The following is a 25,643-nucleotide window of genomic DNA, read 5'->3' as shown; positions in this document are numbered from 1 at the left end:
GGACGGCCGGCCGCCCGGGACAGGCGCCGGCCGTCGTACCGGCCCGGCGGTCCGGTGGCCAGGGGACGGCCACCGGACCGCCGGGCCCCCTACTGCCCGCCGATCAACTCCTCCAGCAGTGCGTGGGTCTGCTGCTGGGTCATCCCGAGGCCGCGGGCCCGGGCCCCCTCGAACGCGGCGTCGCCGAGCAGTTCCCGCAGGACGCCGCCCAGGCGCTTGTGCTCGACCCGGTCCAGGTAGCCGCCCTTCGGGCCGGTCAGACCGCCGAGCGCGCCGAACAGCACGGCCGCCACCTCGGCCCGCGCCAGGTCCCCGTCCCGCTCGGCGAGGGCGCACAGCACCGCGATCACCGCGGGCACCACCATGACCGTCATGTGCTCGGCGAAGCCGCTCACGACCGTGATCGTCTTCAGTAGCCGCCGGCCCTCGCGCAGCATCGCCAGGCCCCGGTCCGGGTCGCCGGCCCGGGCGGTGATCCAGCCCCGGGTGCTCATCAGCATCCCGTCCACGACGCCCGGCACGAAGCTGCCCTCCCTGACCACGTCGAGCACGTCCAGCTCGGCCAGGGCCGCGTCGAACTCGCCGCGCTGGGCGTGGACGCCGCAGAGCGTCAGGTGGCCGAACAGCAGGGCGCCGGTGGTGGGCTGGTTGGCGCCCGGGGCGTCGATGGCGGCCAGCGCCTCCCGGACGATCCGCTCGCCGCGCTCCAGGTCGTGCTCCAGCAGGGCGGTGCCGAGGTGCACCCGCAGGATCGGGACCTCCTGCGGCGCCCCCAGCTCCTCGGCCAGCTCGATCGCCCGCGCGTACGCGGCGGCGGCGGCCTCCGACTCGCCCTGGTTGGCCAGGCTCTCGCCGTGCGCGGCCAGCGCCTGGGAGATCCCCCAGAGGTCACCGGCACGCTCGAACAGCTCCAGCGAGCGCTCGCCGTCGAGCAGGCTCTGCTCCGCGCCGCCCGGCCAGTCGTTCATCATCCGGGCCCGGACCTGCAGGATGAAGGCCAGATCGCCCGGCCCGCCGTACTGCTCGCAGCCGCGGACGGCGTCGTCCATCAGGTCCCTCATCAGCTCCAGCCGGCCGGACAGGAAGGCCCCGAACACCCGCATCAGCGCCGGGAACCGGTAGGACTGCGGCAGTTCCGGACCGTAGACGTCCAGCAGCTGGCGGGAGACCGCGACCGCCTCGGTGTCGCCGAGCACGTCCAGGTTCCCCTCGAACAGCCCGATCAGCCGGTGCATCGCGAGGATCCGGCGGGCCTCCTCCACCACGCCCTCGGGCATCGGCACGCCGTACCCGAGCACGTCGCGCTCCAGCGGCAGCGGCGGCGGGACGTCCGGGCCGAACGGGTCCGGGCCCAGGGCGGCGATCGCGTCGTACCAGCCGCGGGCCTCCATGCTGTAGCCGCGCAGCGACCAGTACCAGCTCATGCCGAGGGCGAGGACCAGCGCCTGCTCCTCGTCGCGGAGGTCGATCGCGCGGCGCAGCACGGCCCGGATGTTGTCCTGCTCGCGCTCCAGCACCGCCAGCCAGTGCAACTGCAGGGGGCCGTGGATCTGCTGTTCGGCCTCGGCGACCAGGGCGCGGAAGTGCGCCAGGTGGCGGGCCTCGGTGGCGGTGCGCTCGGCGGCGGACCCGGCCAGGCGCTCGGTCGTGTACTCGTGGATGGTCTCCAGCATCCGGTAGCGCGGCAGGCTGGCGCCGTCCAGGTCGGCCACCAGCAGGGACTTGTCCACCAGCGACAGCAGCAGGTCGGCGACCTCCCCCGGGGCCACGTCGACGCCGTCGGCGCAGACCGCCTCGGCGTCCTCCAGCTGCCAGCCGCCGGAGAACACCGAGAGCCGGCGCAGCACCGCCCGTTCCCGCTTGCCCAGCAGGTCCCAGCTCCAGTCGACCACCGCGCGCAGGGTCTGCTGGCGCGGCAGCAGGGTGCGGCTGCCCGCGGTGAGCAGCGCGAACCGGCCGTCCAGCCGGTCGGCTATCTGGCGGGCCGTCATCACCCGCAGCCGGGCGGCGGCCAGTTCGATGGCCAGCGGCAGCCCGTCCAGCCGGCGGCAGATCTCGGCGCAGGCCTCCGGATCGCCCTGCGGGTCGAAACCGGGACGCGCGGTGGCGGCGCGCTCGGCGAACAGCCGCAGCGCGACCGGGTCGGGCAGCGGCTCGACCGGCAGCACCGTCTCGCCGGGCACGCCGAGCGGCTCGCGGCTGGTGGCGAGCACGGTCAGCCCGGGGCACTCGGCGAGCAGCACGTCGGCGAGGTCGGCGGCGGCCTGGATCAGGTGCTCGCAGTTGTCCAGGACGAGCAGCATCCGGCGGTGGCCGCAGTGCTCGACCAGCCGGCGCAGCGGATCCTCGGCCCGCTTGTCGATCACCTCGGCGACCATGCTGGTGCTGTGCAGCACGATCTCGCGCAGGCCGAGCGCCGACACCACGGCGGCGGGCACCGCGTCCGGGCTCTCCAGCGGGGCGAGTTCGGCCACCCAGACCCCGTCCGGCCAGGCACCCGCGGACTGCTCGGCCCGGCCGGCCTCGACCGAGAGGCTGGTCTTGCCGGAGCCGCCCGGGCCGGTCAGGGTCACCAGCCGGCGCTCCGTCAGCAGCTCGCGCAGCGCGGCGAGATCGGCCTCCCGGCCGACGAAGCTGGTCAGCCTTCCGCGCAGATTGCCGCCGGGGCGCGGGAGTTGGGGCGCGGGGGCGGGGACGGACCCGGCCGGCTCCGGCCGGGGTTTCGGCGCCGCCTCGGCCCTCGGCTCCGGACCGGCCTCCGGCCCCGGGTCGGCCACCGGTTCCGAGCCGGCCACCGGGGCGAGCAACTCGGCGTGCAGGGAACGGAGGTGCCGGCCTGGGTCGACGCCCAGTTCCTCGGCCAGCGCCCGCCTGGTCCGCTCGTAGTGCCGCAGCGCCTCGGCCGTCCGGCCGCTCTCGTGCAGCGCCCGGATCATCAGCAGCTGCAGCGGCTCGTCCAGCGGCTGCCGCTCGCACAGCTCGGCGAGCTCGGCGACCAGGTCGGCGGCCCGGCCGAGCCCCAGATCGGCGGTGATCCGGTGCCGGCGGGCCTCCTCGCGCTGGGCCTCCAGCCTGACCGCCGGGCCTGTGCGGTCCGGCAGGTCCGCGAGGGCGGGGCCGCGCCACAGCGCCAGGGCGGCGCGCAGCCGCTCGGCGGCCAGCGCGTGGTCCCCGGCGTCCAGGGCCCGGCGGCCCTCGGCGCTCAGCCGCTGGAAGTCCGTGAGGTCGGTGCCCGGGCCGGTCAGCCAGTACCCGGCCGGGCCGGAGCCGATCTCCTCCCGGCCGACGGTGCGGCGCAGCCGGCCGACCAGGGTCTGCAGCGCGGCGGAGGAGTCCTGCGGCGGAGCGGCGTCCCACACCTCGTCCACCAGCAGGTCGGCCGGGACCGGGCGGCCCTGCCGCAGGGCCAGCGCCGCGAGCAGCGCCCGCAGCCGGGCGCCGCCGAGGGGCACCGGGGTTCCGTCGTCGTGGTGGGCCGTGGTCGTCCCGAGGATGCCGTAGTGCACCGGACCATTCTGGTCGATCGGCGGGAATGCGGCCGCACAATTGTGCAGGCGCCCCGGCCGCTCCCGGCCCGCGACGGAACCCGGCGGAACGCGACCGGGCGTCCGGACGTTCACCCCGGAGCGGCTTGTCCGGTCACCGCCCGCCCGGCATGATCGACCCCGGCCCGCAAACCCGCCGTCCCCCTGCCCACGGAGCATCCACACCATGACCTTCGCCGCCACGCCGCGCTCCCGCAGCGAGGACCGCCGGATCAGCCCGGTGTTCTGGGTGCTCCTCGCCATACTCGGCACCTCCGGCTGGGCGGTGTACGCGGGCTACGGGAACGCCTCGTTCGGGGTGTTCCTGTTCGTGGTCGCGGGCTGGATGGTCTCGCTCTGCCTGCACGAGTACGCCCACGCCCGCACCGCGCTGCACGGCGGCGACCTCACGGTGGGCGCCAAGGGCTACCTCACGCTCAACCCGCTGAAGTACGCCAACGTGCTGTTCAGCTTCGTGCTGCCGATCGTCTTCGTGATCCTCGGCGGCATCGGCCTGCCCGGCGGCTCGGTGTGGATCGAGCGGCACCGGATCCAGGGCCGACTCAAGCACAGCCTGATCTCGGCGGCCGGTCCGCTGGTCAACCTGGTGATCGGGGCGCTCCTGCTGATCCCGGTCGGCGCGGGCTGGCTGGACGACCCGACGGTGCACGCGGTCTGGAACGGCTACGAGCTGAACGTCTCGCCGTTCTCCGCCGCGCTGGGCTTCCTCGGTTTCCTCCAGCTCAGCGCGGCAGTGCTGAACCTGCTGCCGGTGCCCGGTCTGGACGGCTACGGCATCGTCGAGCCCTGGCTCTCGTACCAGACCCGGCGCGCGGTCGAGCCGTTCGCGCCGTACGGGATGCTCGCGGTGTTCGCGCTGCTGTGGCAGCCCTCGGTGAACTCGTTCTTCTTCGGGATCGTCCACGGCCTGATGAACCTCTTCGGCGTGGATCAGGACTACGCGGCGCTCGGGCGGTACCTCTTCAGCTTCTGGAAGAACTAACCCCGCTCGGCGGCCGCGGCCGCCTCGGCGATCTTGGCCCGGCGGCGGTTCAGCCACAGCACGTTGCTGGCCACACCGGCCAGCGGCAGCCAGATCAGGCCCAGCCAGAGGCCCTGGGTCAGCGAGAAGACCGCGGCGGCCAGCGCGAGGACGACGACGATCAGGGCGAGCAGGGACGTGCGGGGCATGGCGGGAGGCTCCTAGGACGGGTGCGGCCGGCCGGGTCCCGGCCGGGACCCATTGTCGCCGACCTCACCTCCGGCGGAGTCCAGGGGTGAGGTCGACACGGCGTCCCCGGTCAGACGTCGGTGATCCGCAGGCCGGCGTGGGCCTTGTAACGGCGGTTGACCGAGATCAGGTTGGCCACCAGCGCCTCGACCTGGTGGGCGTTGCGCAGCCGGCCCGCGTAGATGCCGCGCATGCCGGGGATCCGGGCGGCCAGCGCGCGCACGACGTCGGTGGCGGCCCGCTCGTCGCCGAGCACCATGACGTCGGTGTCGATCTCCTCCACCGACTCGTCCTGCAGCAGCACCGCGGAGAGGTGGTGGAAGGCGGCGGTGACCCGGGAGTCCGGCAGCAGGGCGGCGGCCTGCTGCGCGGCGCTGCCCTCCTCCGGCTTCAGCGCGTAGGCGCCCTGCTTGTCGAAGCCGAGCGGGTTGACGCAGTCCACGACGATCTTGCCGGCGAGGTCCTCCCGCAGCGCGGTCAGCGTGGCGGCGTGGCCGTCCCACGGGACCGCGATGATCACCACGTCGCTCTCCCGGGCGACGGTGGCGTTGTCGGCGCCGCGCACGCCGAGGCCCAGCTCGGCCGCCGAGGCCTCGGCCCGGGCGGCGTCGCGGGAGCCGATGATCACCTGCTGGCCGGCCTTGGCCAGCCGCAGGGCCAGGCCGCGCCCCTGGTCGCCGGTGCCGCCGAGGACGCCGACCACCAGCTGCGAGACGTCCGGCAGCTCATGGGCCGGGTTGGTCGCTGAATCGAGGGAAGTCATGGGCCGATCCTGCCAAATCCCCGGCCCGGCGCGACATCCTGGCCCGCATGGACGCGGTGAGAGTTTCGGCACTCCGGGAACGACTGGCGGGCACCGGCTGGTGGGAGGCGGTGGGCGGCTTCGCCGGGTCGCTGCGCCGCTCGGTGGAGCGGCGCGGGGCGAGCGGGCTGCTGCTGGTCGGCACCGAGGCGTACGAGCCCTGGCACCTGGCCGCCCACCTGGGGGACGCGGCCGCCTGGTCGGCCGTGCCCCGACTGGCGCCCACCCTGCTGCGGCACCGTCCGCCGGCCGGCGCCCCGGCCCACCTCGCGCACGACCTGCGGCGGCTCACCGAGGCCCGGCGCGGCGCCACCGTCCTGGTGGTGGCCCCGGAGGCGGCCGGCGCCCCGCTGCTGGAGCGGGTGCACGACGCCCGGCGGCACGGCGCGACGGTGCTCGCCCTGGACGGCGCCGCCCCCACCGAACCGGGCGACCTCGGCGGGCTCGCCCACGAGCGGCTGGCCGTCGGCACCGCCGCCGAGGAGCCGTTCGACCTCGCCCAGCACCTCCTCAGCGCCGCCGCCGGCCGCCCCCCGACCCACCGCTCCCCCCTGGACCGGCTCGCCGCCCTGGCCGGCCGACTCGCCTCGGCCCCCGCGATCAGCCGCTGGTAGCCGGCGCCCCGAGACGCCGACGACGGGCGGCCCCGGAGTGCGTCACATCTGGTGGATCGTGGAGCGGTGGCCGACGTGGACGGCCACCACCACCAGTTGCCCGTTGTCGACCGTGTAGTCGATCCGGTGGTCGCCCACGCGCAGGCGTCGACGCTCGGGCTGCGACACGAGCGCGGTGGTGCCGAAACCGAGTGGATCGCTCTCCAGCTCGGTCAGCTTGGCCAGGATCCGGAGCGCCATGTCGCGGGGGATCGTCCGCTGGAGCCGCCGAAAACCCTTTGCGGGAGGGGTGGTGCCCGGCCGAGGATGACAGTTCGTGAACGTCGACGAACCCCCGCACACCCCCGCGCCCGGTCGGATCCGGACGGCGCTGCGCTCGCTGACGCCCGATCTGTCGCCGTGGCGCGTCTCGCGCGACTTCCGCTACCTCTGGACGTCCGGGTGCGTCACCAGCTTCGGCAGCTACCTCACGTTCGTCGCCCTGCCGATGCAGATCAAGGAGCTCACCGGCTCCTCCTTCGCGGTCGGTCTGATCGGCGCCGTCGAACTCGTCCCACTGATCGTCTTCGGCCTGTGGGGAGGCACCCTCGCCGACGCCCTGGACCGCCGCAAGCTGGTGCTGCGCGCCGAGGCCGCGCTCGGCCTGCTGGCCGGGCTGCTGCTGGTCAACGCCCTGCTGCCGCACCCGCTGCTCTGGCCGCTCTACCTGGTCGCCGCGCTGGTCGCGGCCGCCGACGGCCTGCAGCGCCCGGCCCTGGACTCGCTCACCCCGCGGCTCGTCCCGCACCGGCACCTGGCCGCCGCGTTCGCCCTCAAGTCCCTCTACCGCAACGCCGCTTCGGTGGCCGGGCCGGCGCTGGCCGGGGTCGTGGTGGCCTTCGCCGGGGTGCAGACCGCGTACGCGCTGGACGTGCTCACCTTCGGCGCCTCGCTGCTGCTGCTCGTCCGGATCAGGGCGGTTCCACCCGCCACCGGCGCCGAACGGCCGTCCGTCCGGGCGGTGTTCACCGGCATCCGGTACGCGTGGAGCCGAAAGGATCTGCTCGGCACCTACGCGATCGACGTCTGCGCCATGCTGTTCGCCTACCCGGTGGCCGTCTTCCCCTTCCTGGCCTCGGACTTGGGCGCGGACTGGGCACTCGGCCCGATGTACGCGGCCTCCGCCGCCGGCGCCCTGCTGGTCGGGGCGACCAGCGGCTGGACCTCCCGGATCCACCGGCACGGGCGGCTGCTGGTGGTCGCCGCCGTCGGCTGGGGCGCGGCGATGGCGCTGGCCGGACTGTCCGGGAGCGTCTGGGTGGTGCTGCTCGGACTGGCGCTGGCCGGCGGGGCCGACGAGATCAGCGGGCTGGCCCGCTCGACCATGTGGAACCAGTCCATCCCGGACGCGGTCCGCGGCCGGATGGCCGGCGTCGAGCTGCTCAGCTACTCCGTCGGCCCGCAGCTCGGCCAGGTCCGGGCGGGCACCGTGGCCGGGCTGGTCGGGGTGCGCGCCGCCGTCTGGACCGGCGGTGTCGCCTGCGTCGTCGCCGTCCTCGCGGTCGCCGCCGCGCTGCCGCGGCTGCTCGCCTACGACGACCGCACCGACCCGCACACCGCCGCCGTCCGCGCCGAGCACGAACGGGCGGAGCGGGCGGCGGAGCAAGGGGCCGAGGGAGAGGCGGAGGGAGAGGCGGAGGCGGAGAAGTCGCCGGGGACGGCGGCCGCGCTGTGACAAACTTCCCGGCATGAGGACCGGGGGCTGGAAGCAGTGGACCGCCACGGCGGTCGTCGTGACCGCCGTGGCCGGCGCGCTCGGCTTGGCGCTCTGGGGCGCCAGCCCTGCGGCCCGAAAGCCCGCGCCCGCGCCCACGGCCGACACCTCCGTCGCCGTACCCACCCCGAAGCCGCCCGACGTCGCGGCGCTGGCCGCCTCCCCCGAGGTGGCCGCCGCCGACCAGGTCCTCACCGCCGAGATCGACCGGCGGCTGGCCGCGCTGCTCCCGGCGCTCTCCGGCGCCCAACCGATCGGCGAGGGCGTCCAGGACGGCTGCGGAGTGGGCCCCGGTCAGTCCGGCGCTGCCGGCAGCCCGGTCGGCTCCGACCCGCACTGGCCGGCCCCGACCTGCCGCCGACAGGTGGTCAAGTACCTCGCGGTGAGCGGCACTCCGCAGCAGGTCCGGGCCCGCTGGGACCAGGTGATGACCGCTCAGGGCGCACAGGCGGCCGACACCAACGCCTCGCCCCGGCCGGGCGAGGGCCTCTGGTACGGCTTCCCGCGCGGCGACGGCGACCGCGACCTGCTCGGGGTGACCCTGGCCTTCGACGAGCGGAAGGACCCGGGCGCCTCCCCCGCCCCGGGCGCGGACTTCCCCCGGGAGCTCTCCGCCCCGAACACCGGCGCGAAGGCCTGGGCCGACCGGGAGTCCAGGCCCGCGGCGCCCGTGGAGCAGGCCGCCGCCCAGGCGGTGGCGGGCGGGCGGCGCCTCGCCGTGCTGAGCGTGGACGAGGAGTACTTCACCGGCCCCGAGCCGCGCTGACCCACCCGGGCCGGCTCACTCGGGCCGACCCACTCGGGCCGACCTACTCGGTCGGGTCCTTCGGCTCGTCCTTCCAGCGCGGGTCGTTCTGCCACTCCCGGTTGCGCTCGTCCGCGATCTGCAGGGCGTTCGCGGCCTCCTCGGGACTGTCGTACGGGCCGAGGCGGTCCTTGGCCGGGCACTCCGGGCCCTCCTCGACCTTGCCGTGCTTGATGCAGTAGAACCACTCGCCGGGCTTTCCGGTCGGCTTGCGGTGGAATCCGAGGGGCATGGGCGGGCTCTCCCGTTCAGACGGTCGGCGTTCACGGATGGGGTCGGTACCGATCATTCCCCGCCCGGCGCCGCCGCGCACACCGCACCCCGTGCCTCCGCACTGCGCACCGCGCGCCCGCGCACCGTGCCCCTGCCCCGGCCTCCGTACACCGCCCGTCCCGGCGGGGCCCGGCGACTAGACTCGCGGCCATGGCTCTCGTACCCGGCATCCAGTCCCCCACCCGCAAGGTCCCGGCGCACATCGCGCGCCCCGAGTACGTCGGGCGGCCCGCTCCGGCGCCGTACACCGGGCCCGAGGTGCAGACCGCCGAGACGATCGAGAAGATGCGGATCGCGAGCCGGATCGCCGCCCGGGCGATGGCGGCGGCGGCCGAGCTGATCGCCCCCGGGGTCACCACGGACGCGCTGGACGCCGTCGCCCACGAGTACATGTGCGACCACGGCGCCTACCCGTCCGACCTGGGCTACCGGGGCTTCCCCAAGTCGGTCTGCACCTCCATCAACGAGGTGATCTGCCACGGCATCCCGGACTCGACCGTGCTGCAGGACGGCGACATCGTCAACATCGACGCCACCGCGTACATCCACGGGGTGCACGGCGACCTCAACGCCACCTACCTGGTCGGCGACGTGGACGAGGAGTCCCGGCTGCTGGTCGAGCGCACCCGGGAGTCCCTCGACCGGGCGATCAAGGCGGTCAAGCCGGGTCGTCAGATCAACGTCATCGGACGGGTCATCGAGTCCTACGCCAAGCGCTTCGACTACGGCGTGGTACGGGACTTCACCGGCCACGGCATCAACACGTCGTTCCACTCCGGCCTGATCATCCCGCACTACGACAGCGAGCGGGCCACCGAGGTGATCAAGCCGGGCATGACCTTCACCATCGAGCCGATGCTGACCCTGGGCACCTACGACTACGAGATCTGGCCGGACGGCTGGACGGTCGTCACCAAGGACCGCAAGCGCACCGCCCAGTTCGAGCACACCCTGGTGGTCACGGCGGACGGCGCCGAGGTCCTGACCCTGCCGTGACCCCGCCCCCTCCGGGGGGCTCGGGGCGGGCGCGGGCGGTTTGTCAGCGGGCGGGTGGGGGTTGAGCGCGGGCGGGCCGGTGGGCGGACGGCCTCAGCCGATGAGCCACTGCTCCTCGGCCACCGCGCCCACCTCGGTGCAGGCGTCGGTCAGCACGTCCAGGACGCGCAGCGGGTCCGGCAGCGGTTGCTCGGGCCCGCGCACCCACCGCACCCGGGAGCCGTCCGGCAGCGCGGCCGGCGGGAGCAGGGTGTACGAGCCGCGGCAGTGCCAGCGCAGCCCGGGGTGCTCGGACATGGTGTCCGGAGTGGAGTCGAGCGCGCTCGGCCACCACTCGTCCTCGTCCTGCGGGGTGCCGCGGGTGGCGGTGAAGAACAGGTAGCGGTCCTCGCCGACGGCGGCGACCGGGCCCTCGACGCCCGCCGCGATCAGCCGCTGCAGCGCCAGCTGCCCGGCCTCGGCCGGGACGTCCAGCACGTCGTGCACCCGGCCGGTGGCGGTGATGAAGTTGGCCTGCGGATCGCGGGCGAGCCAGCGGGAGAGCTGCTCGGTGTCGGTGGTGGCCTGGGTCTGCCAGGCGAAGGAGACCGGATGCTGGGCGGGGGCCGGACAGGCCACCCGGTCACAGGAACAGCGGTAGCCGGTCGGATGCGCGGCGGGTGCGAGCGGGAAACCGGCGCGCACCGCGCCGAGCAGCTGGTCCAGGCCGGCGGCCGGGCCGTCCGGGTCCCCCGCCCGGGCCCGCTGACGATCACGCTTCTGCCACCAGGTCGTCCATTTGCCGCCGGCTTCCATCGGGCCCCTTCCGCGCAACTGCCGTGCCTGGTGCGACACAGCGTTCGACGTTCCACTCCGACGCAACGCCCGACGCCCCCCGCTGCTTCCCGGGGGTGTTCGGCCCTGCCGTCCGCGCCCTGTCGGCCGCGGCCCGGGGTCACCGGACGGCCGACGCCCGGGTCACGGTACGCAGTCACGGCAGCACGCTGTCCGCGCCGGATCGGCCGGAGGGCGCGCGGATCCGCGCCTCGCCCGGCCCGTACGGGGCCCGCTGACCCGGGTGAACCCCGAGGGCGTACAGGAAAGGATAGGGGTGCGCGGACCCTCCGGATGACCGGGGGCGGTGCCTCTCCGGTCACACTCCCGTGCGCACCCCGGACACACTCCCGGCACTCGGCCCTCACCGGGCCTCCCGCCCGCCCTCCCACCCCGGGGTTCCCGGCCGCCCGGGAGAGAGTCCGGCAGCAAGCCCGGAGGGAGTCGGGCAGGGAAGCCGGCCACTCGCGCGGAGGTGAGACCCTGGAGGGATGAAGAGCGCGGACACCGAATTCGTCGGCGGCCCCCTGGACGGGAGGGTCCTCCCGATCCCGCTGGGGCCGATGCTGGGCGTGCCCAAGAAGTACCAGGTCCCGGTCCCCGCGCACGGCGACGCCGCCGCGCGCACACTGGTGTACGTCCGGGCCAAGCAGGTACGGGGCCTGAGCTGGTTCTGGCGCTACGAGTACGACGAGGCGGCCTCCGACAAGGCCTCGGTCAAGGCCTCCGAGAAGGCCTCCGACTGACGGGCCGCAGGCCGACGGGCCGCCCGATCCCCCATCGCCTTCCCGGGAGGTCGGCATGGCCAGGACGGTACGACACCCGCGGAGCAGTTCCCGGGCCGTCGCCCGGCACAACCGGCAGGTCGCCGAGGTCACCGGTGTGCTGCTGCTGGCGGTGAGCCTCTACACCGTGACGATCGGCCCCAACGGCTGGCTCTGGTTCGGCTGGGCGGTGCTGCTGCTGGTCTGCGTGGCCCTGTTCGTGGTCCACCCGTGAGCAGCGGCACCGCCCGTCGCGCCGGTGCGCCTCCCCCCGCGCCGGTCAGTCATCTTCGGCGAGGATGAGGTACAGCTTCTTGCGGGCCTCGGTCAGCACGACCAGCCCCTTGGCACGCTGCGCCTCGTTGCCGGTCCGCATGACCTGCTGGATCGCCTGGTCGACGGCGGCGAGCGCCTGGCCGACCTCCTGGACGGCCTCCCAGTCGACCTCCCGACCGGCCTCCGCCCACGGCTCCGCCGGTCCGGCCTCGGCCTCGGCCCGGCCCGCCTCGGTGAGCGAGACCAGCCGCTTGCCGCCGACCTCCTCCGCGGTGATCAGGCCCTCCTCCTCCAGCAGCTGGAGGTTGGGGTAGATCGAGCCCGGGCTGGGCCGCCAGGCCCCGCCGGTCCGCTCGGCGATCTCGGCGATCATCTCGTAGCCGTGCATCGGCCGTTCCTTGAGCAGGGCCAGCAGCGAGGCGCGGACGTCACCGCGCCGCGCCCGCCCGCCGCGCCGCCCGTGCGGGCCCCCGCGCCGACCGCCGTGCCCACCGAAGCCGTGCCCGAACGGGCCGCCCATCGGCCGCCCGGGACCACCGCCGCCGAACGGTGGGCCGAACCCCCCGAACGCCTCCCGGCCCTCGAAGCCCTCCCCGGGCATCCCCCGGAACTCCGGCCCCGGCCCGCGCCGACGTCCGCCGCCCGGGCCCTCTCCACGAAATCGCTTTCCTGAGCGCATGGCGCCCACCTCCTCCTGGTTCTCCGAAACAGTCGAGTCACTGTCTCGATAGTTCGACGATATATCGGCGACTGTCGCTCGTCAACGACTCACCGATATATCGCCGACTGCCACCCCGCACCAGATGATCTTGATTGTTTGCCAAATGATCTTGATGGACGACAGGTTCCCGCCACTTGATCTTGATCGGCTGCGGGATGGTCCGCCGCGCGGAGCCGAACCGCCTTGTCGGAGCGAGGGCCCGCCCTCGGCCTGGTACGTCGCGCTCGGCGACGCCATCGTCCGGCTGGGCACCCCCGGAGGCGCAGCCGATTCACCGCGATGGTGCCTGAACGCCGACATTCCGATGCTCGCCGACGGCGCCTCCGGGGAGAGCCCACTCGTCAAGATCGCTTGACGAACGGTCGAGATCATTTGACACAAGACAACTGACCAGGCACCGTCCGGGCGCTGCTCGACGTGGCGTCGGCCCGCGGGTGGCAGCCGGAGGAACGGCGGGCGGTGCAGGTCGACGGTTGGTCCCTCTTGGCGGCGGCGGCCGCCGTACGGGCCGGGGACGTCGGACCCGCAGGCTCGTCGGGGGTGGGCCGGCCCGTCGTGCCGCGATCAAACGTCGCTGGGTCCGGTCAAACCACGTTCAGACGGGACACCCGGTGACCCGACTCACCCGCCTCCGTGTTGGATTCGAGCGTTACCCGGACTTGCCGAGCCTTGAGGTAGTGACCGGAGTGGCGGTCCACACCTGGCGCTTCGGCCGGATGCCGGTGGTCCGCTCGGTACGGATCCGGAGCGAGGTCGAGGCGGCGCACAGCCCACCGGCGCACCGCTCCATGTGGCGACAGGCGAAGCGGCGAGCAGACCGGGGAGTCAGTGACTGGGGCTGTCGTGATCTTGTGCGGTGTCGGGCGGTGGTTCGTGGGTGTCGCGGGGTTCGAGGTGGGGCTCTTCCTCGGGTGGGTGACCGGCTTCGATGGCTCGTCCGCGCTCCAGCTCGAAGTTGAACTCGAGGCCCAGCAGGATTGCGACGTTGGAGACCCAGAACCAGAGGAGGAAGAGGATCACGGCTCCGATGCTGCCGTAGGTGCTGTTGAGGCTGCCGAGGTCGGCGACGTAGAGGGCGAACGCGCCGGACGCGATGATCCAGAGGGCTACGGCGACCAGGCTCCCGGGGACGATCCAGCGCAGCTTCGGTCGTTTGGCGTTGGGCGCGGCCCAGTAGAGCAGGGTGACCATCGCAGTGACGATGATGACGAGGATCGGCCATTTGACGATGCCCCAGACCTGTACGGCGTTCTCGCCGACTCCGAGGATCTTCCCTGTCTTGGTGGCCAGTGTGCCGGTGAAGACGACTCCGGTGGCGGTCAGGGCGAGGAGTACGACGAGGACGACGGTCAGGGCGAGCCGGGTGGGCAGGGCCTTCCAGAACGGGCGGCCTTCGTCGATGCCGTAGACGTTGTTGGCGGCGCGCGTGAAGGCCGCGACGTAGCCGGAGGCGGACCACAGGGCGAGGATGATCCCGATGGCCAGCGCGATGCCTGCCTTGCCTTGGGCGGCTTGGAGTTGCTGCACCACGGCGGTGAGGATCTGGCGGACGGATCCGGGGCCGAGGTCGCGAATGTGGTCGAGTAGCGGCTTGGTGGCGGGGCTGCCGACCAGCCCCAGGATCGACACCAGCGCGAGCAGAGCGGGGAAGATCGCCAGCAGGCCGTAGTAGGTGAGCGCGGCTGCCGCGTCGCTGAGGCTGTCGGCCTTGAACTGCTTGGTGGTGCGTTTCAGGACGCCCCACCACGACCTCTTGGGCAGGTCGGTCGGGCTCTCGGTGGAACCGGCGCCACCGGTGGCAGGCCTGGCCTCGTCACCTGTGCTTGTGTGCCGGTGTTCGTTCTCGTGTCGTGACATGGGTGTCAATCCGGCGTGTCGAGTACCTGTTCTGGCGAGTGGGGCCTCAGCCCTTGACCACCTGGTAGATGCCGTAGATGACTCCGGGCACGTGACCGGACGACTGAAGGTGGTAGGCCCAGAGCACCTTCATATGGGGCCAGTCATTGATCAGCACCGCCAGGAACGGCAGGGCCAGGCCCATTGACCATGATCATCCCTCGTTCCGAGGTGCGATGGTCGGCGGCACGGTAACCGCTTTCTCATGGTCCCACCGCCGGCCGCACGGTGGGAACCGGCCGAGCTGGAACGGGGAACCGGACAGTCCCGACGTGGGCGGTCGATCTTCGATGACACCGCCGGCCCGCCCGGCAGTTCCCCCGGCGGCCCGCCCGGCTGCGCCCGACACGGCCGTTGGGCCCGGGACGCGCCCACCGCCCAGCCGCTACGGTGGCGGGCATGGCCGGAGAACGAGATCTTGCGACCCTACTGCGCGGGATGCGCCCGCAGCTCAACCCGGGGCGGTACGTCTACTGCACGCTGCCCGCGAAGGTGCCCGCCGGCATGCGGCCGGTGGTGACCGTCGCCGAGCCCGAGGGGGTGACGGTGGTGGTCACCCAGGAGGAGGCGGACGCGCTCGGGCTGCGCTACGAGTACGTGGCGGCCTGGATCACCCTGCAGATCCACTCGGCACTGGAGGCCGTCGGTCTGACCGCCGCCGTGGCCGCCCGGCTCGCCGAGGACGGGATCAGCTGCAACGTGGTGGCCGGCTTCCACCACGACCACCTGTTCGTCGCCGCCGACGACGCCGACCGCGCCGTCCGCGCCCTGGAGGAGCTCTCCGAACGCCAGGGCCCGTCCTCGGGCTGAGCCCGGTACGCCCCGACAGTCCCGCCGGGTGGCCGCCGCCGACCGGGCCTTCGACACTGGGAGGAGCCGCCCCGCCGGGGGCGGCCCGACCGGAAGGAGACGGCCGCCATGGCCATCTGCGTCACCTGCGGCAACGACTACTGGCTGGCCTTCGAGATCAGGACGGTCACCGGCGACACCTACACCTTCGACAGCTTCGAGTGCGCGATGGAGAAGCTCGCGCCGCGCTGCGAGCAGTGCGACGTCCGCATCGTGGGCCACGGCGTCGAAGTGGCCGGGATGTTCTTCTGCTGCGCCAACTGCGCCCGGGTCAACGGTGGCCTCGGCGAGCAGATCCGCGACGCCGTCGGCACCCACCCCGCCTAGCCGCGGGGGCAGCCCCGCCCGAAGGCGGGGAGGGGGCGGAGCGAGCCGTCAGTCAGCACGGCGCTGGGAGCCGCCTCCGCCTCAACCGAGCCGAACCAGGCTGCCGAGCAGATGCGCGAGGCTGGGGCGAAGACCCTGGACCCGTTCCCCGGGCGCGGACAGTCCACGGCACTGCGGCCGTACGACCTGCGGGACAAAGGCGCGGACTGCCGTCCGCACCTATGCCCGTGACCCACCAGGAACGGAAACCGGCCAAGCCGAAGAAGCACCCCACCGGCGACAGTACGACGATCTTCAGCTACGAGATCGAGACCTCCCGCACTCGGAAGAAGCTGCCGCGCAAGCGCCCCGCTGAGAACCCGCTGGCACTGCGTGGGACCCAGGCCCTGCGGACGCGGAAGGAGCAGCGCAAGCGCAGCGTCGAGGAGGCCGTGCCATGCCTGCGGGACGCCCTCACCAGCAGTGCCGAGACGTTCCACATCACCGTCGCCGAAGCGGGCGAGGTCACCGTGGAGGTGCCGCGCGAAGCCCTGGCGGTCCTCATGGAGACCATGGCGCTCATTGCCTCCGGCCGCACGGTCGAGGTCATCGCCAAGAGTATGGAGCTGTCCACTATCCAGGCGGCGAAGACCCTCGGCGTCTCCCGGCCGCACCTGGTCAAGCTGCTCGACAAGGGCCTGATCGAGTTCCGCATGGTCGGCACCCACCGCCGTGTGGACGTCGCATCCCTGGAGGGCTACCGACGACGCGAACAGAACGAGCAAGCCCAACGTCGCCAAGCGGCGGTCGCCTCTGCCATCGGCTCCACCGAGGCCGAGGGGCTGCGCGTCAGCGCAGACACCACCGCCGGCCTCGACGCCTACGCACGCGGAGAACTCGACGCCGCAGCCTTGCGCGCCCGCACCCTCGCCCGCTACACCCGTAAGGCCGCTGAGTGACCATCCCCGCTCTGCATCAGGCCTGCTCAACCATCCCAGGTCAAGATCATTCCTGGGGACTTTTCTGGGCCCTTCGGCTCTGTCCGAGGGGCTTTCGAGGGGCGTTCTACCGCCTGACACGGCAGCCCCCGAAAGCTCGGAAAGGGCCTCCGACGCAGGTCAGAGGCCCTTCCGGGGGCAAAGCCCCTGGTACGGCGGAAGAGTCGGCCTGTACGCCGGGTTCTGTCTCCCGGGTTGCTTGCGCGGCCCGGGGAGGCGGCCATCCATCTAGGGCTGCCGTTGCCGACAGCCTCGTGCGGTCCACCCGCGGACTCGGGCGAGCAGCCTTCAGGCGTCCGCGCACGGCGCCCGAGGGCGCCGATCTTGACCTTGCTCCAGGTGGGGTTTACCTAGCCGGCCGGGTCACCCCGGTCGCTGGTGGTCTCTTACACCACCGTTTCACCCTTACCCGCCGCGCGAAGCGGTGGGCGGTCTGTTTTCTGTGGCACTGTCCCGCGGGTCACCCCGGGTGGGCGTTACCCACCACCCTGCTCTGTGGAGCCCGGACGTTCCTCGGCGGGTCTGGTGACCCGTCGCGACCGCCCGGCCGGCTCTTCCGCCGTAGTGGTCATCGTAGCCGCTCGGGCGGCGCCTCCCGTACACCGGACCGGACGGCCGGCGGCTCGCCGCCGAGGCGGGCGGCCACCCGGGCGGCCGTGGCGCCCGCCCAGGCGGTGGTGGTGACCAGGCCCAGCGCCAGGATCGCGCCGCCCAGACCGACCAGGATCCACCAGCCGGCGTGGCTGGCCCGCGCGAAGCCGGTGGCGACCGAGCCGACCACGGCCGAGGCGACGACCGTACCGATCACCGCGACGCCCAGCGACTGGCCGATCTGACGGCTCGTCGAGGCGACCGCGGCCGCCACGCCCGCCTGGGCCCGCGGCATCCCGGAGACGGCGGCGTTGGTGATCGGCGCGTTGACCATGCCGAAGCCGAAGCCGAACAGCCCGTACGCGGCCAGCAGCAGCGACGGCGGGGAGTCGGCGGCCAGCCGGGTGAGCAGCAGCCCGCTCGCGGCCAGGCCGAGACCGGCGGCGACCAGTGGCAGCCGCGGGCCCCGGCTGCCGACGATCCGTCCGGACAGCGGCGCGCAGACCAGCATCATCCCGGCCATCGGCAGCGTCCACAGGCCGGCCTCGACCGGGCCGTAGTGCCGGACGTCCTGCAGGTAGAGGGTGTTGAGGAAGAGAAAGCCGCCGAGCGCGGCGAAGGCGCAGACCGCGGTGACGGTCGCCCCGGCGAACGGCGCGCTCGCGAAGAACCGCGGGTCCACCAACGGCTCGGCCACCCTCCGCTCCCACAGCGGGAAGGCGACCAGCGCGGCCACGGCGGTCGCGGCGAGGGCGAGGATCAGCGGGGAGGTCCAGCCGTTGCCCGGGCCCTCGATGATCGCCGCGGTGCCGCAGCCGAGCAGCACGATCATCAGCAGCTGCCCCACCGGGTCCGGCCGACGCGGCCGGGGCGAGCGGGACTCCGGGACGTAGCGGGCCGTCAGCGCGATGGCGACCAGCGCGACCGGGACGTTGATCAGGAAGATCGACGGCCAGCCCGCGCCGTCCACCAGGAAGCCGCCGAGCAGCGGGCCGAGCGCCATCGAGATGCCCACCACACCGCCCCAGACGCCGATCGCCCGGGCCCGTTCCCTCGGGTCGGTGAAGGTGTTGGTGATGATCGACATCGCCACCGGGTTGAGCATCGAACCGCCCACCGCCTGCAGCGCCCGGAACGCCACCAGCCACTCCAGGCTCGGCGCCAGACTGCACAGCAGCGAGCCGAGCGCGAAGCACACCAGCCCGGTCTGGAACACCCGGCGGCGGCCGAAGCGGTCGGCCACCGAGCCGAACAGCATCAGCAGCGAGGCCAGCACCAGGGTGTAGGCGTCGATGATCCACTGCAGCCCGGACGCCGGGGCGTGCAGGTCCCGCTGGATCGCGGGCAGGGCGATGTTCACCACGGTGTTGTCGAGGCCGACGATGAACAGGCTCAGGCAGCAGATCGCCAGGACGAGCAGCCGGCGGCGGCGCCCGGGTGCGGGCGCGGGCGCGGGCGGCGGCGCCACGGCGGGGGACGGGGCATCGAGCACGGGCCGATCCTCCCACCGCGGGCCGGGGGCGGACGGCGGGACGGACCCGTCCGGGTGGCGGAACGGATCCGTCCGGGTGGCGGAACGGATCCGTCCGGGTGGCGGAACCGTGTCCCAGCAGGACCCCGCCCCGCTGCCCCACAGCTCCGCTGCGCCGCTACACCGCTACACCGCCGCGAAGCGGACGGTCCGGGTGGCCGGGTCGGCCTTCGTCAGCCGGACCTCGATCACCCGGCCGAGCGGCAGCCGGGCGGCGGCGCCGTCCGCGGCGACCCCCGACGCGTCGCAGCGGGCCCGGACGGCGGGGTGGCGCAGTTGCACGGTGCCGGCGGCGGGCCGCTTCTCGTCCACGTCGATGACCACCGCGGGGAAGTCCTCGCCCTCCCGGCCCGCCAGCAGCTCCGCCTCCACCAGGTCCACGCAGGCCCGTTCGACCTCGCCCGCGCGACGGTCCCCGCTCGCCATCAGCGCCGGCACGTCCGGCAGCGCCTCCCGCGCCCAGTCCGGCACGTCCTCCCCCGCCGCCACCGCGGCGCACACCTCCTGCGCGAAGCGGTCGCCGAGCCGGCGCAGCGGCGCGGTGCAGTGCGCGTACGGGGCGGCGAGCGCGGCGTGGCCCGGCTCGGCGGGGGCGGGCCGGCCGCGGGACTCGTCGAAGGCGTGGTAGCCGGCGCCGCGCAGCAGGCCCGTACAGGCGTTCAGGAAGGCGGCGTTCAACGGCACGTCCGGGTCCAGGGAGCGGATCAGCTCCGGGTACGGGAGCGCCTGCGGCCAGGGCACGTCCAGCGCGGCGGCGATCCGGCGCAGCCGCTCGTACGCGCCGGCGGGCGCGGCGGGCAGGGTGCGCAGCAGGCCGACGCCCGCGTCCAGCATCAGTTCGGCCGCGGCCATGCCGGTGAGCAGCGAGATCTGGGCGTTCCAGCCGTCGGCGGGGCCGGGCGCGCGGTAGCCGAGGACGTAGCCGTGCAGGGTCTCCTCGACCTCCTGCTCGGGCACCGGCAGGTTGATCCCGCCCCGGGCGCGCTCCTGCTCCTCGCGCAGCCGGCCGACGGTGGCGAGCAGGGCGAGCTGTTCGTCGGCGCCGCCCAGGTCCACCGCGCGTTCGACGGCGGCGTAGTCCAGGCGGCGGTGCGAGCGGACCAGGGCGCGGCGCAGGTCGGCGAGGACGACGGAACCGTCGGCGTCCAGGTCCAGCTGCCAGAGCAGGGCGGGCCGGGGCTCGCCGGGGAGCAGGCTGGCGGCGTCCTCGGAGATCCGGGTGGGGTGCAGCGGGATCCGGTGGTCCGGGAAGTAGAGGGTCTCGACCCGGCGGCGGGCCTCGGTGTCGATCGCGCCGCCCGGGCGGACGAAGGCGGCGACGTCGGCGATCGCGTAGTACACCCGGTAGCCGCCGCCCGGGCGGTGGGTGAGGTGCATGGCCTGGTCGAGGTCGCGCGAACCGGGCGGGTCGACGGTGAACAGCGGCAGGTCGGTGGCGTCGTGCTCGGGCAGCCGGGGGCGTTCGGCCGCCTCCTCCGCCTCGGCGAGCACCGCCTCCGGCCACTCGGTGTGGATCTCCAGGCGGGTGCGGAGTTCGGTCAGCTCGGTGTTGATCCGGGCGGAGTCGGCGGCCTTGACGCGCAGTTTTCGGCGAGGCATGGAGGCAGCGTAGGGCGGATCGGGTGAGTCCGGACGGAGGCTCAGCGTCCCAGCAGGGACTTCAGGTCCTTCGCCGCGAGCGCGACCGCCTCGTCGTACCCGCCGGTGGCCAGCCGCAGCATGAACGCCACGGCGTCGTCCGGACGCGGGTCGGTGTACGGCTCGCCGTTGTAGTCCAGGAACAGCAGCATCGCCTCGAACGCGGTCCGCTTGTTGCGGTCCACCAGGGGGTGGTTGCGGGCCAGGCTCTGCCCGAGGGCGGCCGCCTTGGACCAGAGGTCCGGGTAGGCGTCGCCGCCGAACACGCTCGCCTGCGGACGGGCGATCGCCGAGAGCAGGCCGCCGAGGTCGCGGATGTTCTGCGGACCGCCGGCGAGGTAGGTGACGTCCGCCAGGTCCAGGTACTGGTACTCGGTGGGCGCCGTCACAGGTCCTTCAGCCTCTCCAGCGTCTCCGCGTTGGCGGCGCGGATCCGGGCCACCATGGCCGCCCGGCGCTCGGCCCGGTCGGGCCGGTCGGGCCGGGCCTGCTCGGTGAGCGCGTCCGGCAGCTCGGACTGCCGGACCTCGAAGGCCAGTTCGGCGGTGTCCGACCCGCCCGGCGCCCCGGTCACCCGGACCCGCCCGGCCATCACCGCCTGCGCCGTCGCCCGGAGCGCGAACTCCAGCGCCTGCCGCGTCTCCTCCGGCAGGCCCGCCGGCAGCCGCACGGACAGCGACTCCTCCACGGCGTCACCGTCGTCGGGTACCAGGTCCAGGGGTCGCAGGGTCATCTCGATCACTCTCCTCGCTGCTCACGGTAGTCGCGGACGCGGAAGGTTCCCACCGAATTGCCGGGGTCGTCGGGCCGGCGGGGGCGGCGGGGCCGACGGGGCCCGGTGTAAGGCTTCGTAGGGTGGGTCGGGTGGACGTGGGCGGCGCGAAGGGGGTTCCGGCGATGAGCGGTGCGGTGCGGGCGACCGGGGTCGTGGTGTCGGGGGTGCTGGCGGCGACGGGGGCGTTGCACGCGGTGTGGGCGGTCACGCCGTGGCCGCTGCGGACGCCGGAGGAGTTCGCGGACACCGTGGTGGGCGCGGGCGAGGGAGTGCCGCCGGCGGCGGCCTGCGTCGCGGTGGCGGGGATGCTGGGGGCGGCCGCGTACCTGGTGGGCGCGGAGGCCGGGGTGCTGCCCGGGGTGGGGCCGGCGCGGGTGCGGCGGGCCGGGGTGCGGACGGTGGCCGGGGTGCTGCTGGCGCGCGGGGTCGGGGGGCCGGCGCTGTTCGGCGGCGCGGTCGAGCGCTCGGAGCGGTTCCGGCGGCTGGACCGCCGGTACTACGCGCCCCTCTGCGTGGCGCTGGGAGCCGGGGCGGCCGCAGTAGGGTGGCGGGGTTCGTCCGCCACGACGTGTTGAAGGAGTCCGCTGTGCTGGTGCTGCTGCCGCCCTCGGAGGGCAAGGCCGGGTCCGGGGACGGCGGGCCGGTGGCGCTGGACCGGCTGTCGCTGCCCGGGCTGACGGCGGCGCGCGGGGCGGTGCTGGACGCACTGGTCGGCCTCTGCCGGGGCGACGAGGACACCGCCGCCGAGGTGCTCGGCCTCTCCCCCGGGCTGCGCGGCGAGATCGCCAAGAACGCCGGTCTGCCGACCGCCGGGGCCCGTCCGGCGGGCGAGGTCTACACCGGGGTGCTGTTCGACAACCTCGGCCTGGCCACCCTGGACTCCGCCGCCTACGACCGGGCCGAGCGCTCGCTACTGGTGTTCTCCGGTCTCTGGGGCGCCGTGCGGATCTCCGACCGGATCCCGTCCTACCGCTGCTCGATGGGCGTGAAACTCCCCGGACCGGGGGCGCTCGGGGCGTACTGGCGGAACGCGATGGCCGCCGTGCTTCCGGAGGTGGCGGACGGGCTGGTGCTGGACCTGCGCAGTTCCGCGTACGCGGCGGCCTGGAAGCCGGCCGGCGAGGTGGCCGCCCGGACCGCGACCGTCCGGGTGCTGCAGGAGCGGAACGGCAGGCGCACCGTGGTCAGCCACTTCAACAAGGCGACCAAGGGCCGTCTGGTCCGGGACCTGCTGGTCTCCGGGGCCGAGCCGAAGACGCCCGGCGAGCTGATGGACGCGCTGGCGGCGCTGGGCCACCGGGTGGAGCTCGCGGCGGAGGGCACCGCCCGCAAGCCGTGGCAGCTGGACGTGGTCGTCACCGAGGTGCACTGACCGGCACCCCCACCGGCACCCGCTCCCGCTCCCGTGCCCGCCCCGGGCCACCGCGGCGGGGCGGGGAGCGAGCAGCGGGACCGGATCAGCGCAGGTGCGAGGTGTCGTTGAGCAGCCGCAGCGAGGCGTTGCCGTCCGCGTAGTACTGGACGGCGCAGATCGAGGCGGCGCTCAGCTCCATCCGGTACATCGAGTCCGGCGGGGCGCCGAGGGCCAGCCGGACCAGCGTCTTGATCGGGCTGACGTGCGAGACCACCAGCACCGTCTTCCCCGCGTACCGGGCGATGGTCTTGTCCCGGGCGACGCCGACCCGGTGGGTGAGGGTGGTGAAGCTCTCGCCGCTGCCGGTCGGTTTGGCCTTGGCGGAGCCGAGCCAGGCCGCCAGGTCGGCCGGGTGGCGCTCCTGCACCTCGGCGAAGGTCAGTCCCTCCCAGTCGCCGAAGTCGACCTCGCGCAGCCCGTCCTCGTACCGGACCTCCAGGCCGAGCCGGGCGGCGACGGTCTCGGCGGTCTGCCGGGTGCGGCGCATCGGGGAGGCGACCACGGCCTGGACGCTGCCGCGCTCGGCGAGTGCCTCGGCGGCCCGCCCGGCCTGCCAGCGGCCCTTGTCGGAGAGCTCCGGATCGCTGCCGCCGCTGCCGGAGAAGCGCTTCTCCGGAGTGAGCGGGGTCTCGCCGTGGCGCAGCAGGACGAAGGTGGTCGGGGTGCCGAGGTCGGCGGGGGCGGCCCAGCCGGCCCTGGGGGCGGTGGTCTCCGGCGGCGGTTCGTCGACGGCCACGGCCTTCGGCCGCGGCTCCCACTGGCGCCCGGCCCGGCCCGCGTCCATCGCCTCGTTGGCCAGCCGGTCGGCGTCCTTGTTCCGCTCGCGCGGGATCCAGGTGTACGTGACCCGGCCGCGCGCGAAGACCGTGCGGGCCTCGGCGGCGAGCGGCTGCATGTCGGGGTGCTTGATCTTCCAGCGACCGGACATCTGCTCGACGACCAGCTTGGAGTCCATCCGGACGTCCACCGAGGCGTCCGGGTCGAGCTCGCGGGCCGCCCTGAGCCCGGCGATCAGGCCCTTGTACTCGGCCACGTTGTTGGTGGCGTGGCCGATGAACTCGGCGGCCTCGGCGACGATCTGCCCGGTGTCCCCGTCACGGACCACCGCGCCGTAGCCGGCCGGCCCCGGGTTGCCCCGGGACCCGCCGTCCGCCTCGACGATGAAGCGCGCCGGCACCGGCTCAGGCGCCCGAGTCGGCGGTGCGGACCAGGATCCGCGAGCAGTTCTCGCAGCGGACGACCTTGTCGGCCGGCTCGGCCTTGATGGCGTTCAGCTCGGTGATCGAGAACTCGGTGCGGCAGCCCTCGCAGCGGCGCTGGTAGAGGCGGGCCGCGCCGACGCCGCCCTGCGTCTCGCGCAGCTTGGTGTAGACCTTCAGCAGGTCGGCCGGGATGACCGCGGCGACCGTCTCGCGGTCGCGCTTGACCTTGTCGGCCTCGGTGTCGATCTCGGCGAAGGCGGCGTCGCGGCGGCCCTCGGCCTCGGTGAGGACGACGGTGGAGTGCTCCAGGCGGGCGGACAGCTCCTCGACCCGGCTCTTGGCGCTCTCCTGGCGCTCCATGATCTCCAGGACGACGTCCTCCAGGTCGCCCTGGCGCTTGGAGAGCGAGCCGATCTCGTGCTGGAGGTTCTCCAGGTCCTTCGGCGAGGTGATCGCGCCGGAGTCCAGCCGCTGCTGGTTGCGGGCGGCCCGGGTGCGGACCTGCTCGACGTCCTGCTCGGCCTTGGTCAGCTCGCGGGCGGTGTCGCTCTTCTGGGCCTCGGCGGCGACGACGAGGTCCTTGAGGGCGGTGTGGTCGGCGGAGGCCTTGTCGATCTCGGCGTGCTCGGGCAGCGTCCGGCGCCGGTGGGCCAGCTGGTCGAGCTTCGAGTCGAAGGCCTGGAGGTCGAGCAGGCGGATCTGGTCGGCGGGCGCGGCGTTCAAGCGGAGAGCTCCTGTGAATCGGGTCAGGCGGTGAAGGACATGGGGGCGTGCGCGGTCCACGGGTCGGTGACCCGGTGGGAGACCTTGGTCTCCACGGCCCAGCCGCGCTTGTCTGCGGCGGACTGCAGGGCGCGCTCGGCCAGGCCGAGCCAGGGCCACTCGGTGGCCCAGTGGGCGGCGTCGATCAGCGCGACGGACGCCGCCTCGGCGGCCTCGGAGGCCGGGTGGTGGCGCAGGTCGGCGGTCAGGTAGGCGTCCACGCCGGCCGCCCGCACCTCGGCGAAGAGGCTGTCGCCCGAGCCGCCGCACACCGCGACCCGGCTGACCAGCCGGTTCGGGTCGCCCGCGACGCGGACGCCGGTGGCGGTGGCGGGCAGGCCCTCGGCGACCCGCGCGGCGAACGCCGACAGGGGCAGCGGGGGCTCCAGCAGGCCGATCCGGCCGGCGCCCCGGCGGCCCAGCGGGTCGGTCGGGTCCGGCACCAGCGGACCGGTCACCCGCAGGCCCACCGCCTCGGCCAGCGCGTCCGAGACGCCCGGGTCGGCGTGGTCGGCGTTGGTGTGGGCGACGTGCAGGGCGATGCCGTTGGTGATCAGCGTGTGCACCACCCGGCCCTTGAAGCCGGTGGCGGCGACGCTGGTGGTGCCGCGCAGGTAGAGGGGGTGGTGGGTGACCACGAGGTCGGCGCCCCACTCCACGGCCTCGTCGACGACCGCCTGGACGGGGTCGACGGCGAACAGCACGCGGCGGACCTCGGCCTGAGGGTCCCCGCAGACCAGGCCGACGGCGTCCCAGGACTCCGCCCACTGCGGCGGGTAGACCTCTTCGAGCGCGGTGATGACGTCGGACAGTTTCGGCACCTGTCGAGACTACCGTGCGCGCGGGGGCGATCGGGCCTCGGCCGTTCGGGTGCCGGGGCCGCCGCGGGGTGGTGGCGGGGTGGTGGCGGGGCGGCGACGGGGGCGGCAGTGCGGGCGGCGAGGGGTGCCGCCGGCGCACGGATGCGCGTCAACCTGCGGCGAGGGGCGCTCGGACCGGCCCGCGCGGGCCGTGCACGCCGGTGCGCCCGGCGCTCACTGCTCACAACGGCGCTCTCGGACGAATCCGAAACCGCTCCCGGATCACCCTTACGAGTGAAGTGACCGGCT

Annotated in this window: 29 protein-coding genes and 1 other RNA gene; 13 read left to right on the top strand and 17 right to left on the bottom strand. The window is 74.1% G+C overall.

Going from position 1 to position 25,643, the window contains the following annotated elements; all coding sequences use genetic code 11:
• Positions 1 to 89: 89 nt before the first annotated feature.
• Complete coding sequence (locus AB0Q99_RS12515; RefSeq protein WP_363570798.1) at positions 90 to 3,506, bottom strand: BTAD domain-containing putative transcriptional regulator; 3,417 nt, start codon at positions 3,504 to 3,506, stop codon at positions 90 to 92.
• A 205-nt stretch (positions 3,507 to 3,711) separates the two neighbouring features.
• Between AB0Q99_RS12515 and AB0Q99_RS12510 the strand changes: the two genes are divergently transcribed.
• Positions 3,712 to 4,527 carry a site-2 protease family protein gene (locus tag AB0Q99_RS12510; protein WP_363570796.1) on the top strand — a complete coding sequence of 272 codons (816 nt, stop codon included), beginning with the start codon at positions 3,712 to 3,714 and terminating at the stop codon, positions 4,525 to 4,527.
• Here AB0Q99_RS12510 and AB0Q99_RS12505 read toward each other — a convergent pair.
• Both AB0Q99_RS12505 and npdG read right to left on the bottom strand, forming a co-directional pair.
• A complete protein-coding gene (locus AB0Q99_RS12505) occupies positions 4,524 to 4,715 on the bottom strand; it encodes a hypothetical protein (protein WP_363570795.1) in 192 nt (63 codons plus the stop codon). The two genes, AB0Q99_RS12510 and AB0Q99_RS12505, sit on opposite strands and share 4 nt — an antisense overlap.
• A 110-nt stretch (positions 4,716 to 4,825) precedes the next feature.
• A complete protein-coding gene (gene npdG / locus AB0Q99_RS12500; protein ID WP_363570793.1) occupies positions 4,826 to 5,518 on the bottom strand; it encodes an NADPH-dependent F420 reductase in 693 nt (230 codons plus the stop codon).
• A 47-nt stretch (positions 5,519 to 5,565) separates the two neighbouring features.
• Here npdG and AB0Q99_RS12495 point away from each other — a divergent pair, with 47 nt between their 5' ends.
• A complete protein-coding gene (locus AB0Q99_RS12495; protein WP_363570791.1) occupies positions 5,566 to 6,171 on the top strand; it encodes a hypothetical protein in 606 nt (201 codons plus the stop codon).
• A 42-nt stretch (positions 6,172 to 6,213) separates the two neighbouring features.
• On the opposite strand, the gene AB0Q99_RS12490 is transcribed toward AB0Q99_RS12495, so the two are convergent.
• Positions 6,214 to 6,513: a type II toxin-antitoxin system RelE/ParE family toxin gene (locus AB0Q99_RS12490; protein ID WP_363570789.1), complete on the bottom strand. Its 300-nt coding sequence runs from the start codon at positions 6,511 to 6,513 to the stop codon at positions 6,214 to 6,216.
• Here AB0Q99_RS12490 and AB0Q99_RS12485 point away from each other — a divergent pair.
• Positions 6,488 to 7,885, top strand: coding sequence for an MFS transporter (locus AB0Q99_RS12485; RefSeq protein WP_363570787.1), 1,398 nt, complete (start codon positions 6,488 to 6,490; stop codon positions 7,883 to 7,885). The two genes, AB0Q99_RS12490 and AB0Q99_RS12485, sit on opposite strands and share 26 nt — an antisense overlap.
• A 13-nt stretch (positions 7,886 to 7,898) precedes the next feature.
• Positions 7,899 to 8,690 (top strand): hypothetical protein, encoded by a 792-nt coding sequence (locus AB0Q99_RS12480; protein ID WP_363570785.1) that lies wholly within the window; start codon positions 7,899 to 7,901, stop codon positions 8,688 to 8,690.
• Positions 8,691 to 8,733: 43 nt separating this feature from the next.
• Here the strand turns inward: AB0Q99_RS12480 and AB0Q99_RS12475 are convergent, their stop codons facing one another.
• Positions 8,734 to 8,961, bottom strand: a complete 228-nt coding sequence (locus AB0Q99_RS12475) for a hypothetical protein (RefSeq protein ID WP_363570783.1) — start codon at positions 8,959 to 8,961, stop codon at positions 8,734 to 8,736.
• 191 nt (positions 8,962 to 9,152) lie between these two features.
• Here AB0Q99_RS12475 and map point away from each other — a divergent pair, with 191 nt between their 5' ends.
• Positions 9,153 to 9,998, top strand: coding sequence for a type I methionyl aminopeptidase (map, locus tag AB0Q99_RS12470; protein ID WP_363570781.1), 846 nt, complete (start codon positions 9,153 to 9,155; stop codon positions 9,996 to 9,998).
• Positions 9,999 to 10,091: 93 nt separating this feature from the next.
• Here the strand turns inward: map and AB0Q99_RS12465 are convergent, their stop codons facing one another.
• The gene (locus tag AB0Q99_RS12465; RefSeq protein ID WP_363570780.1) at positions 10,092 to 10,793 is read right to left on the bottom strand and encodes a bifunctional DNA primase/polymerase; all 702 of its coding nucleotides are present in this window, start codon (positions 10,791 to 10,793) and stop codon (positions 10,092 to 10,094) included.
• Between the two features lie 509 nt (positions 10,794 to 11,302).
• Here AB0Q99_RS12465 and AB0Q99_RS12460 point away from each other — a divergent pair.
• Positions 11,303 to 11,557 (top strand): hypothetical protein, encoded by a 255-nt coding sequence (locus AB0Q99_RS12460; RefSeq protein ID WP_363570779.1) that lies wholly within the window; start codon positions 11,303 to 11,305, stop codon positions 11,555 to 11,557.
• 55 nt (positions 11,558 to 11,612) lie between these two features.
• Positions 11,613 to 11,810, top strand: coding sequence for a hypothetical protein (locus AB0Q99_RS12455; RefSeq protein ID WP_363570777.1), 198 nt, complete (start codon positions 11,613 to 11,615; stop codon positions 11,808 to 11,810).
• A 45-nt stretch (positions 11,811 to 11,855) separates the two neighbouring features.
• Here AB0Q99_RS12455 and AB0Q99_RS12450 read toward each other — a convergent pair whose 3' ends face one another.
• Positions 11,856 to 12,452 carry a PadR family transcriptional regulator gene (locus tag AB0Q99_RS12450; RefSeq protein WP_363570776.1) on the bottom strand — a complete coding sequence of 199 codons (597 nt, stop codon included), beginning with the start codon at positions 12,450 to 12,452 and terminating at the stop codon, positions 11,856 to 11,858.
• 223 nt (positions 12,453 to 12,675) lie between these two features.
• On the opposite strand from AB0Q99_RS12450, the gene AB0Q99_RS12445 reads away from it, so the two are divergent.
• Positions 12,676 to 12,927 carry a hypothetical protein gene (locus AB0Q99_RS12445; RefSeq protein ID WP_363570774.1) on the top strand — a complete coding sequence of 84 codons (252 nt, stop codon included), beginning with the start codon at positions 12,676 to 12,678 and terminating at the stop codon, positions 12,925 to 12,927.
• Between the two features lie 470 nt (positions 12,928 to 13,397).
• On the opposite strand, the gene AB0Q99_RS12440 is transcribed toward AB0Q99_RS12445, so the two are convergent.
• Positions 13,398 to 14,429, bottom strand: a complete 1,032-nt coding sequence (locus AB0Q99_RS12440) for a YihY/virulence factor BrkB family protein (RefSeq protein WP_363570772.1) — start codon at positions 14,427 to 14,429, stop codon at positions 13,398 to 13,400.
• A 46-nt stretch (positions 14,430 to 14,475) separates the two neighbouring features.
• On the bottom strand, positions 14,476 to 14,613 hold the full coding sequence (locus AB0Q99_RS12435; RefSeq protein ID WP_363570770.1) for a hypothetical protein: 138 nt from the start codon (positions 14,611 to 14,613) through the stop codon (positions 14,476 to 14,478).
• A gap of 254 nt (positions 14,614 to 14,867) precedes the next feature.
• On the opposite strand from AB0Q99_RS12435, the gene AB0Q99_RS12430 reads away from it, so the two are divergent.
• The 3 genes from AB0Q99_RS12430 to AB0Q99_RS12420 all read left to right on the top strand — a co-directional run bounded on the left by AB0Q99_RS12430 (position 14,868) and on the right by AB0Q99_RS12420 (position 16,582).
• Complete coding sequence (locus AB0Q99_RS12430) at positions 14,868 to 15,278, top strand: ACT domain-containing protein (protein ID WP_363570768.1); 411 nt, start codon at positions 14,868 to 14,870, stop codon at positions 15,276 to 15,278.
• Between the two features lie 108 nt (positions 15,279 to 15,386).
• On the top strand, positions 15,387 to 15,644 hold the full coding sequence (locus tag AB0Q99_RS12425; protein WP_363570766.1) for a Prokaryotic metallothionein: 258 nt from the start codon (positions 15,387 to 15,389) through the stop codon (positions 15,642 to 15,644).
• Positions 15,645 to 15,871: 227 nt separating this feature from the next.
• Positions 15,872 to 16,582, top strand: a complete 711-nt coding sequence (locus AB0Q99_RS12420) for an excisionase family DNA-binding protein (protein WP_363570764.1) — start codon at positions 15,872 to 15,874, stop codon at positions 16,580 to 16,582.
• Between the two features lie 195 nt (positions 16,583 to 16,777).
• On the opposite strand, the gene rnpB is transcribed toward AB0Q99_RS12420, so the two are convergent.
• From rnpB to AB0Q99_RS12395, 5 genes are all read right to left on the bottom strand, one after another.
• Positions 16,778 to 17,176: RNase P RNA component class A (gene rnpB / locus AB0Q99_RS12415), an RNA gene on the bottom strand.
• 13 nt (positions 17,177 to 17,189) lie between these two features.
• Entirely contained in the window at positions 17,190 to 18,680 is a 1,491-nt protein-coding gene (locus AB0Q99_RS12410) for an MFS transporter (protein WP_363570884.1), read from the bottom strand.
• A gap of 189 nt (positions 18,681 to 18,869) precedes the next feature.
• Positions 18,870 to 20,342, bottom strand: coding sequence for an RNB domain-containing ribonuclease (locus AB0Q99_RS12405; RefSeq protein WP_363570763.1), 1,473 nt, complete (start codon positions 20,340 to 20,342; stop codon positions 18,870 to 18,872).
• Positions 20,343 to 20,383: 41 nt separating this feature from the next.
• A complete protein-coding gene (locus AB0Q99_RS12400) occupies positions 20,384 to 20,770 on the bottom strand; it encodes a type II toxin-antitoxin system death-on-curing family toxin (RefSeq protein ID WP_363570761.1) in 387 nt (128 codons plus the stop codon).
• Positions 20,767 to 21,114 (bottom strand): hypothetical protein, encoded by a 348-nt coding sequence (locus AB0Q99_RS12395; protein ID WP_363570760.1) that lies wholly within the window; start codon positions 21,112 to 21,114, stop codon positions 20,767 to 20,769. Before AB0Q99_RS12395 ends, AB0Q99_RS12400 begins: the two co-directional genes overlap by 4 nt.
• A gap of 164 nt (positions 21,115 to 21,278) precedes the next feature.
• Here AB0Q99_RS12395 and AB0Q99_RS12390 point away from each other — a divergent pair, with 164 nt between their 5' ends.
• Together AB0Q99_RS12390 and yaaA are read left to right on the top strand one after the other, a co-directional pair.
• Positions 21,279 to 21,731 (top strand): DUF3995 domain-containing protein, encoded by a 453-nt coding sequence (locus AB0Q99_RS12390; protein ID WP_363570758.1) that lies wholly within the window; start codon positions 21,279 to 21,281, stop codon positions 21,729 to 21,731.
• 11 nt (positions 21,732 to 21,742) lie between these two features.
• Positions 21,743 to 22,528, top strand: coding sequence for a peroxide stress protein YaaA (gene yaaA / locus AB0Q99_RS12385; RefSeq protein ID WP_363570756.1), 786 nt, complete (start codon positions 21,743 to 21,745; stop codon positions 22,526 to 22,528).
• An 85-nt stretch (positions 22,529 to 22,613) separates the two neighbouring features.
• Here the strand turns inward: yaaA and AB0Q99_RS12380 are convergent, their stop codons facing one another.
• The 3 genes from AB0Q99_RS12380 to AB0Q99_RS12370 are packed head-to-tail and all read right to left on the bottom strand — an operon-like array spanning position 22,614 to position 25,355.
• Entirely contained in the window at positions 22,614 to 23,747 is a 1,134-nt protein-coding gene (locus tag AB0Q99_RS12380) for a bifunctional RNase H/acid phosphatase (protein WP_363570754.1), read from the bottom strand.
• Between the two features lie 4 nt (positions 23,748 to 23,751).
• Positions 23,752 to 24,495 (bottom strand): C4-type zinc ribbon domain-containing protein, encoded by a 744-nt coding sequence (locus tag AB0Q99_RS12375; protein ID WP_363570752.1) that lies wholly within the window; start codon positions 24,493 to 24,495, stop codon positions 23,752 to 23,754.
• 23 nt (positions 24,496 to 24,518) lie between these two features.
• Positions 24,519 to 25,355: a Nif3-like dinuclear metal center hexameric protein gene (locus AB0Q99_RS12370; RefSeq protein WP_363570750.1), complete on the bottom strand. Its 837-nt coding sequence runs from the start codon at positions 25,353 to 25,355 to the stop codon at positions 24,519 to 24,521.
• Positions 25,356 to 25,643 lie beyond the last annotated feature (288 nt).

It is taken from the genome of Kitasatospora sp. NPDC086791 (assembly GCF_040685975.1).
Classification (GTDB): Bacteria; Actinomycetota; Actinomycetes; order Streptomycetales; family Streptomycetaceae; genus Kitasatospora.
Note: the sequence above shows the minus strand (reverse complement) of the source record. Positions and strands in the feature narration are given on the sequence as shown.

Bases quoted from the DNA above. Each gene is read 5' to 3' on its own strand.
- AB0Q99_RS12510 (WP_363570796.1), top strand. From the start codon at position 3,712: ATGACCTTCGCCGCCACGCCGCGCTCCCGCAGCGAGGACCGCCGGATC.
- AB0Q99_RS12505 (WP_363570795.1), bottom strand. From the start codon at position 4,715: ATGCCCCGCACGTCCCTGCTCGCCCTGATCGTCGTCGTCCTCGCGCTG.
- npdG (WP_363570793.1), bottom strand. From the start codon at position 5,518: ATGACTTCCCTCGATTCAGCGACCAACCCGGCCCATGAGCTGCCGGAC.
- AB0Q99_RS12495 (WP_363570791.1), top strand. From the start codon at position 5,566: ATGGACGCGGTGAGAGTTTCGGCACTCCGGGAACGACTGGCGGGCACC.
- AB0Q99_RS12480 (WP_363570785.1), top strand. From the start codon at position 7,899: ATGAGGACCGGGGGCTGGAAGCAGTGGACCGCCACGGCGGTCGTCGTG.
- AB0Q99_RS12475 (WP_363570783.1), bottom strand. From the start codon at position 8,961: ATGCCCCTCGGATTCCACCGCAAGCCGACCGGAAAGCCCGGCGAGTGG.
- map (WP_363570781.1), top strand. From the start codon at position 9,153: ATGGCTCTCGTACCCGGCATCCAGTCCCCCACCCGCAAGGTCCCGGCG.
- AB0Q99_RS12465 (WP_363570780.1), bottom strand. From the start codon at position 10,793: ATGGAAGCCGGCGGCAAATGGACGACCTGGTGGCAGAAGCGTGATCGT.
- AB0Q99_RS12460 (WP_363570779.1), top strand. From the start codon at position 11,303: ATGAAGAGCGCGGACACCGAATTCGTCGGCGGCCCCCTGGACGGGAGG.
- AB0Q99_RS12455 (WP_363570777.1), top strand. From the start codon at position 11,613: ATGGCCAGGACGGTACGACACCCGCGGAGCAGTTCCCGGGCCGTCGCC.
- AB0Q99_RS12450 (WP_363570776.1), bottom strand. From the start codon at position 12,452: ATGCCCGGGGAGGGCTTCGAGGGCCGGGAGGCGTTCGGGGGGTTCGGC.
- AB0Q99_RS12445 (WP_363570774.1), top strand. From the start codon at position 12,676: ATGATCTTGATGGACGACAGGTTCCCGCCACTTGATCTTGATCGGCTG.
- AB0Q99_RS12440 (WP_363570772.1), bottom strand. From the start codon at position 14,429: ATGTCACGACACGAGAACGAACACCGGCACACAAGCACAGGTGACGAG.
- AB0Q99_RS12435 (WP_363570770.1), bottom strand. From the start codon at position 14,613: ATGGGCCTGGCCCTGCCGTTCCTGGCGGTGCTGATCAATGACTGGCCC.
- AB0Q99_RS12430 (WP_363570768.1), top strand. From the start codon at position 14,868: ATGGCCGGAGAACGAGATCTTGCGACCCTACTGCGCGGGATGCGCCCG.
- AB0Q99_RS12425 (WP_363570766.1), top strand. From the start codon at position 15,387: ATGGCCATCTGCGTCACCTGCGGCAACGACTACTGGCTGGCCTTCGAG.
- AB0Q99_RS12405 (WP_363570763.1), bottom strand. From the start codon at position 20,342: ATGCCTCGCCGAAAACTGCGCGTCAAGGCCGCCGACTCCGCCCGGATC.
- AB0Q99_RS12395 (WP_363570760.1), bottom strand. From the start codon at position 21,114: ATGACCCTGCGACCCCTGGACCTGGTACCCGACGACGGTGACGCCGTG.
- AB0Q99_RS12390 (WP_363570758.1), top strand. From the start codon at position 21,279: ATGAGCGGTGCGGTGCGGGCGACCGGGGTCGTGGTGTCGGGGGTGCTG.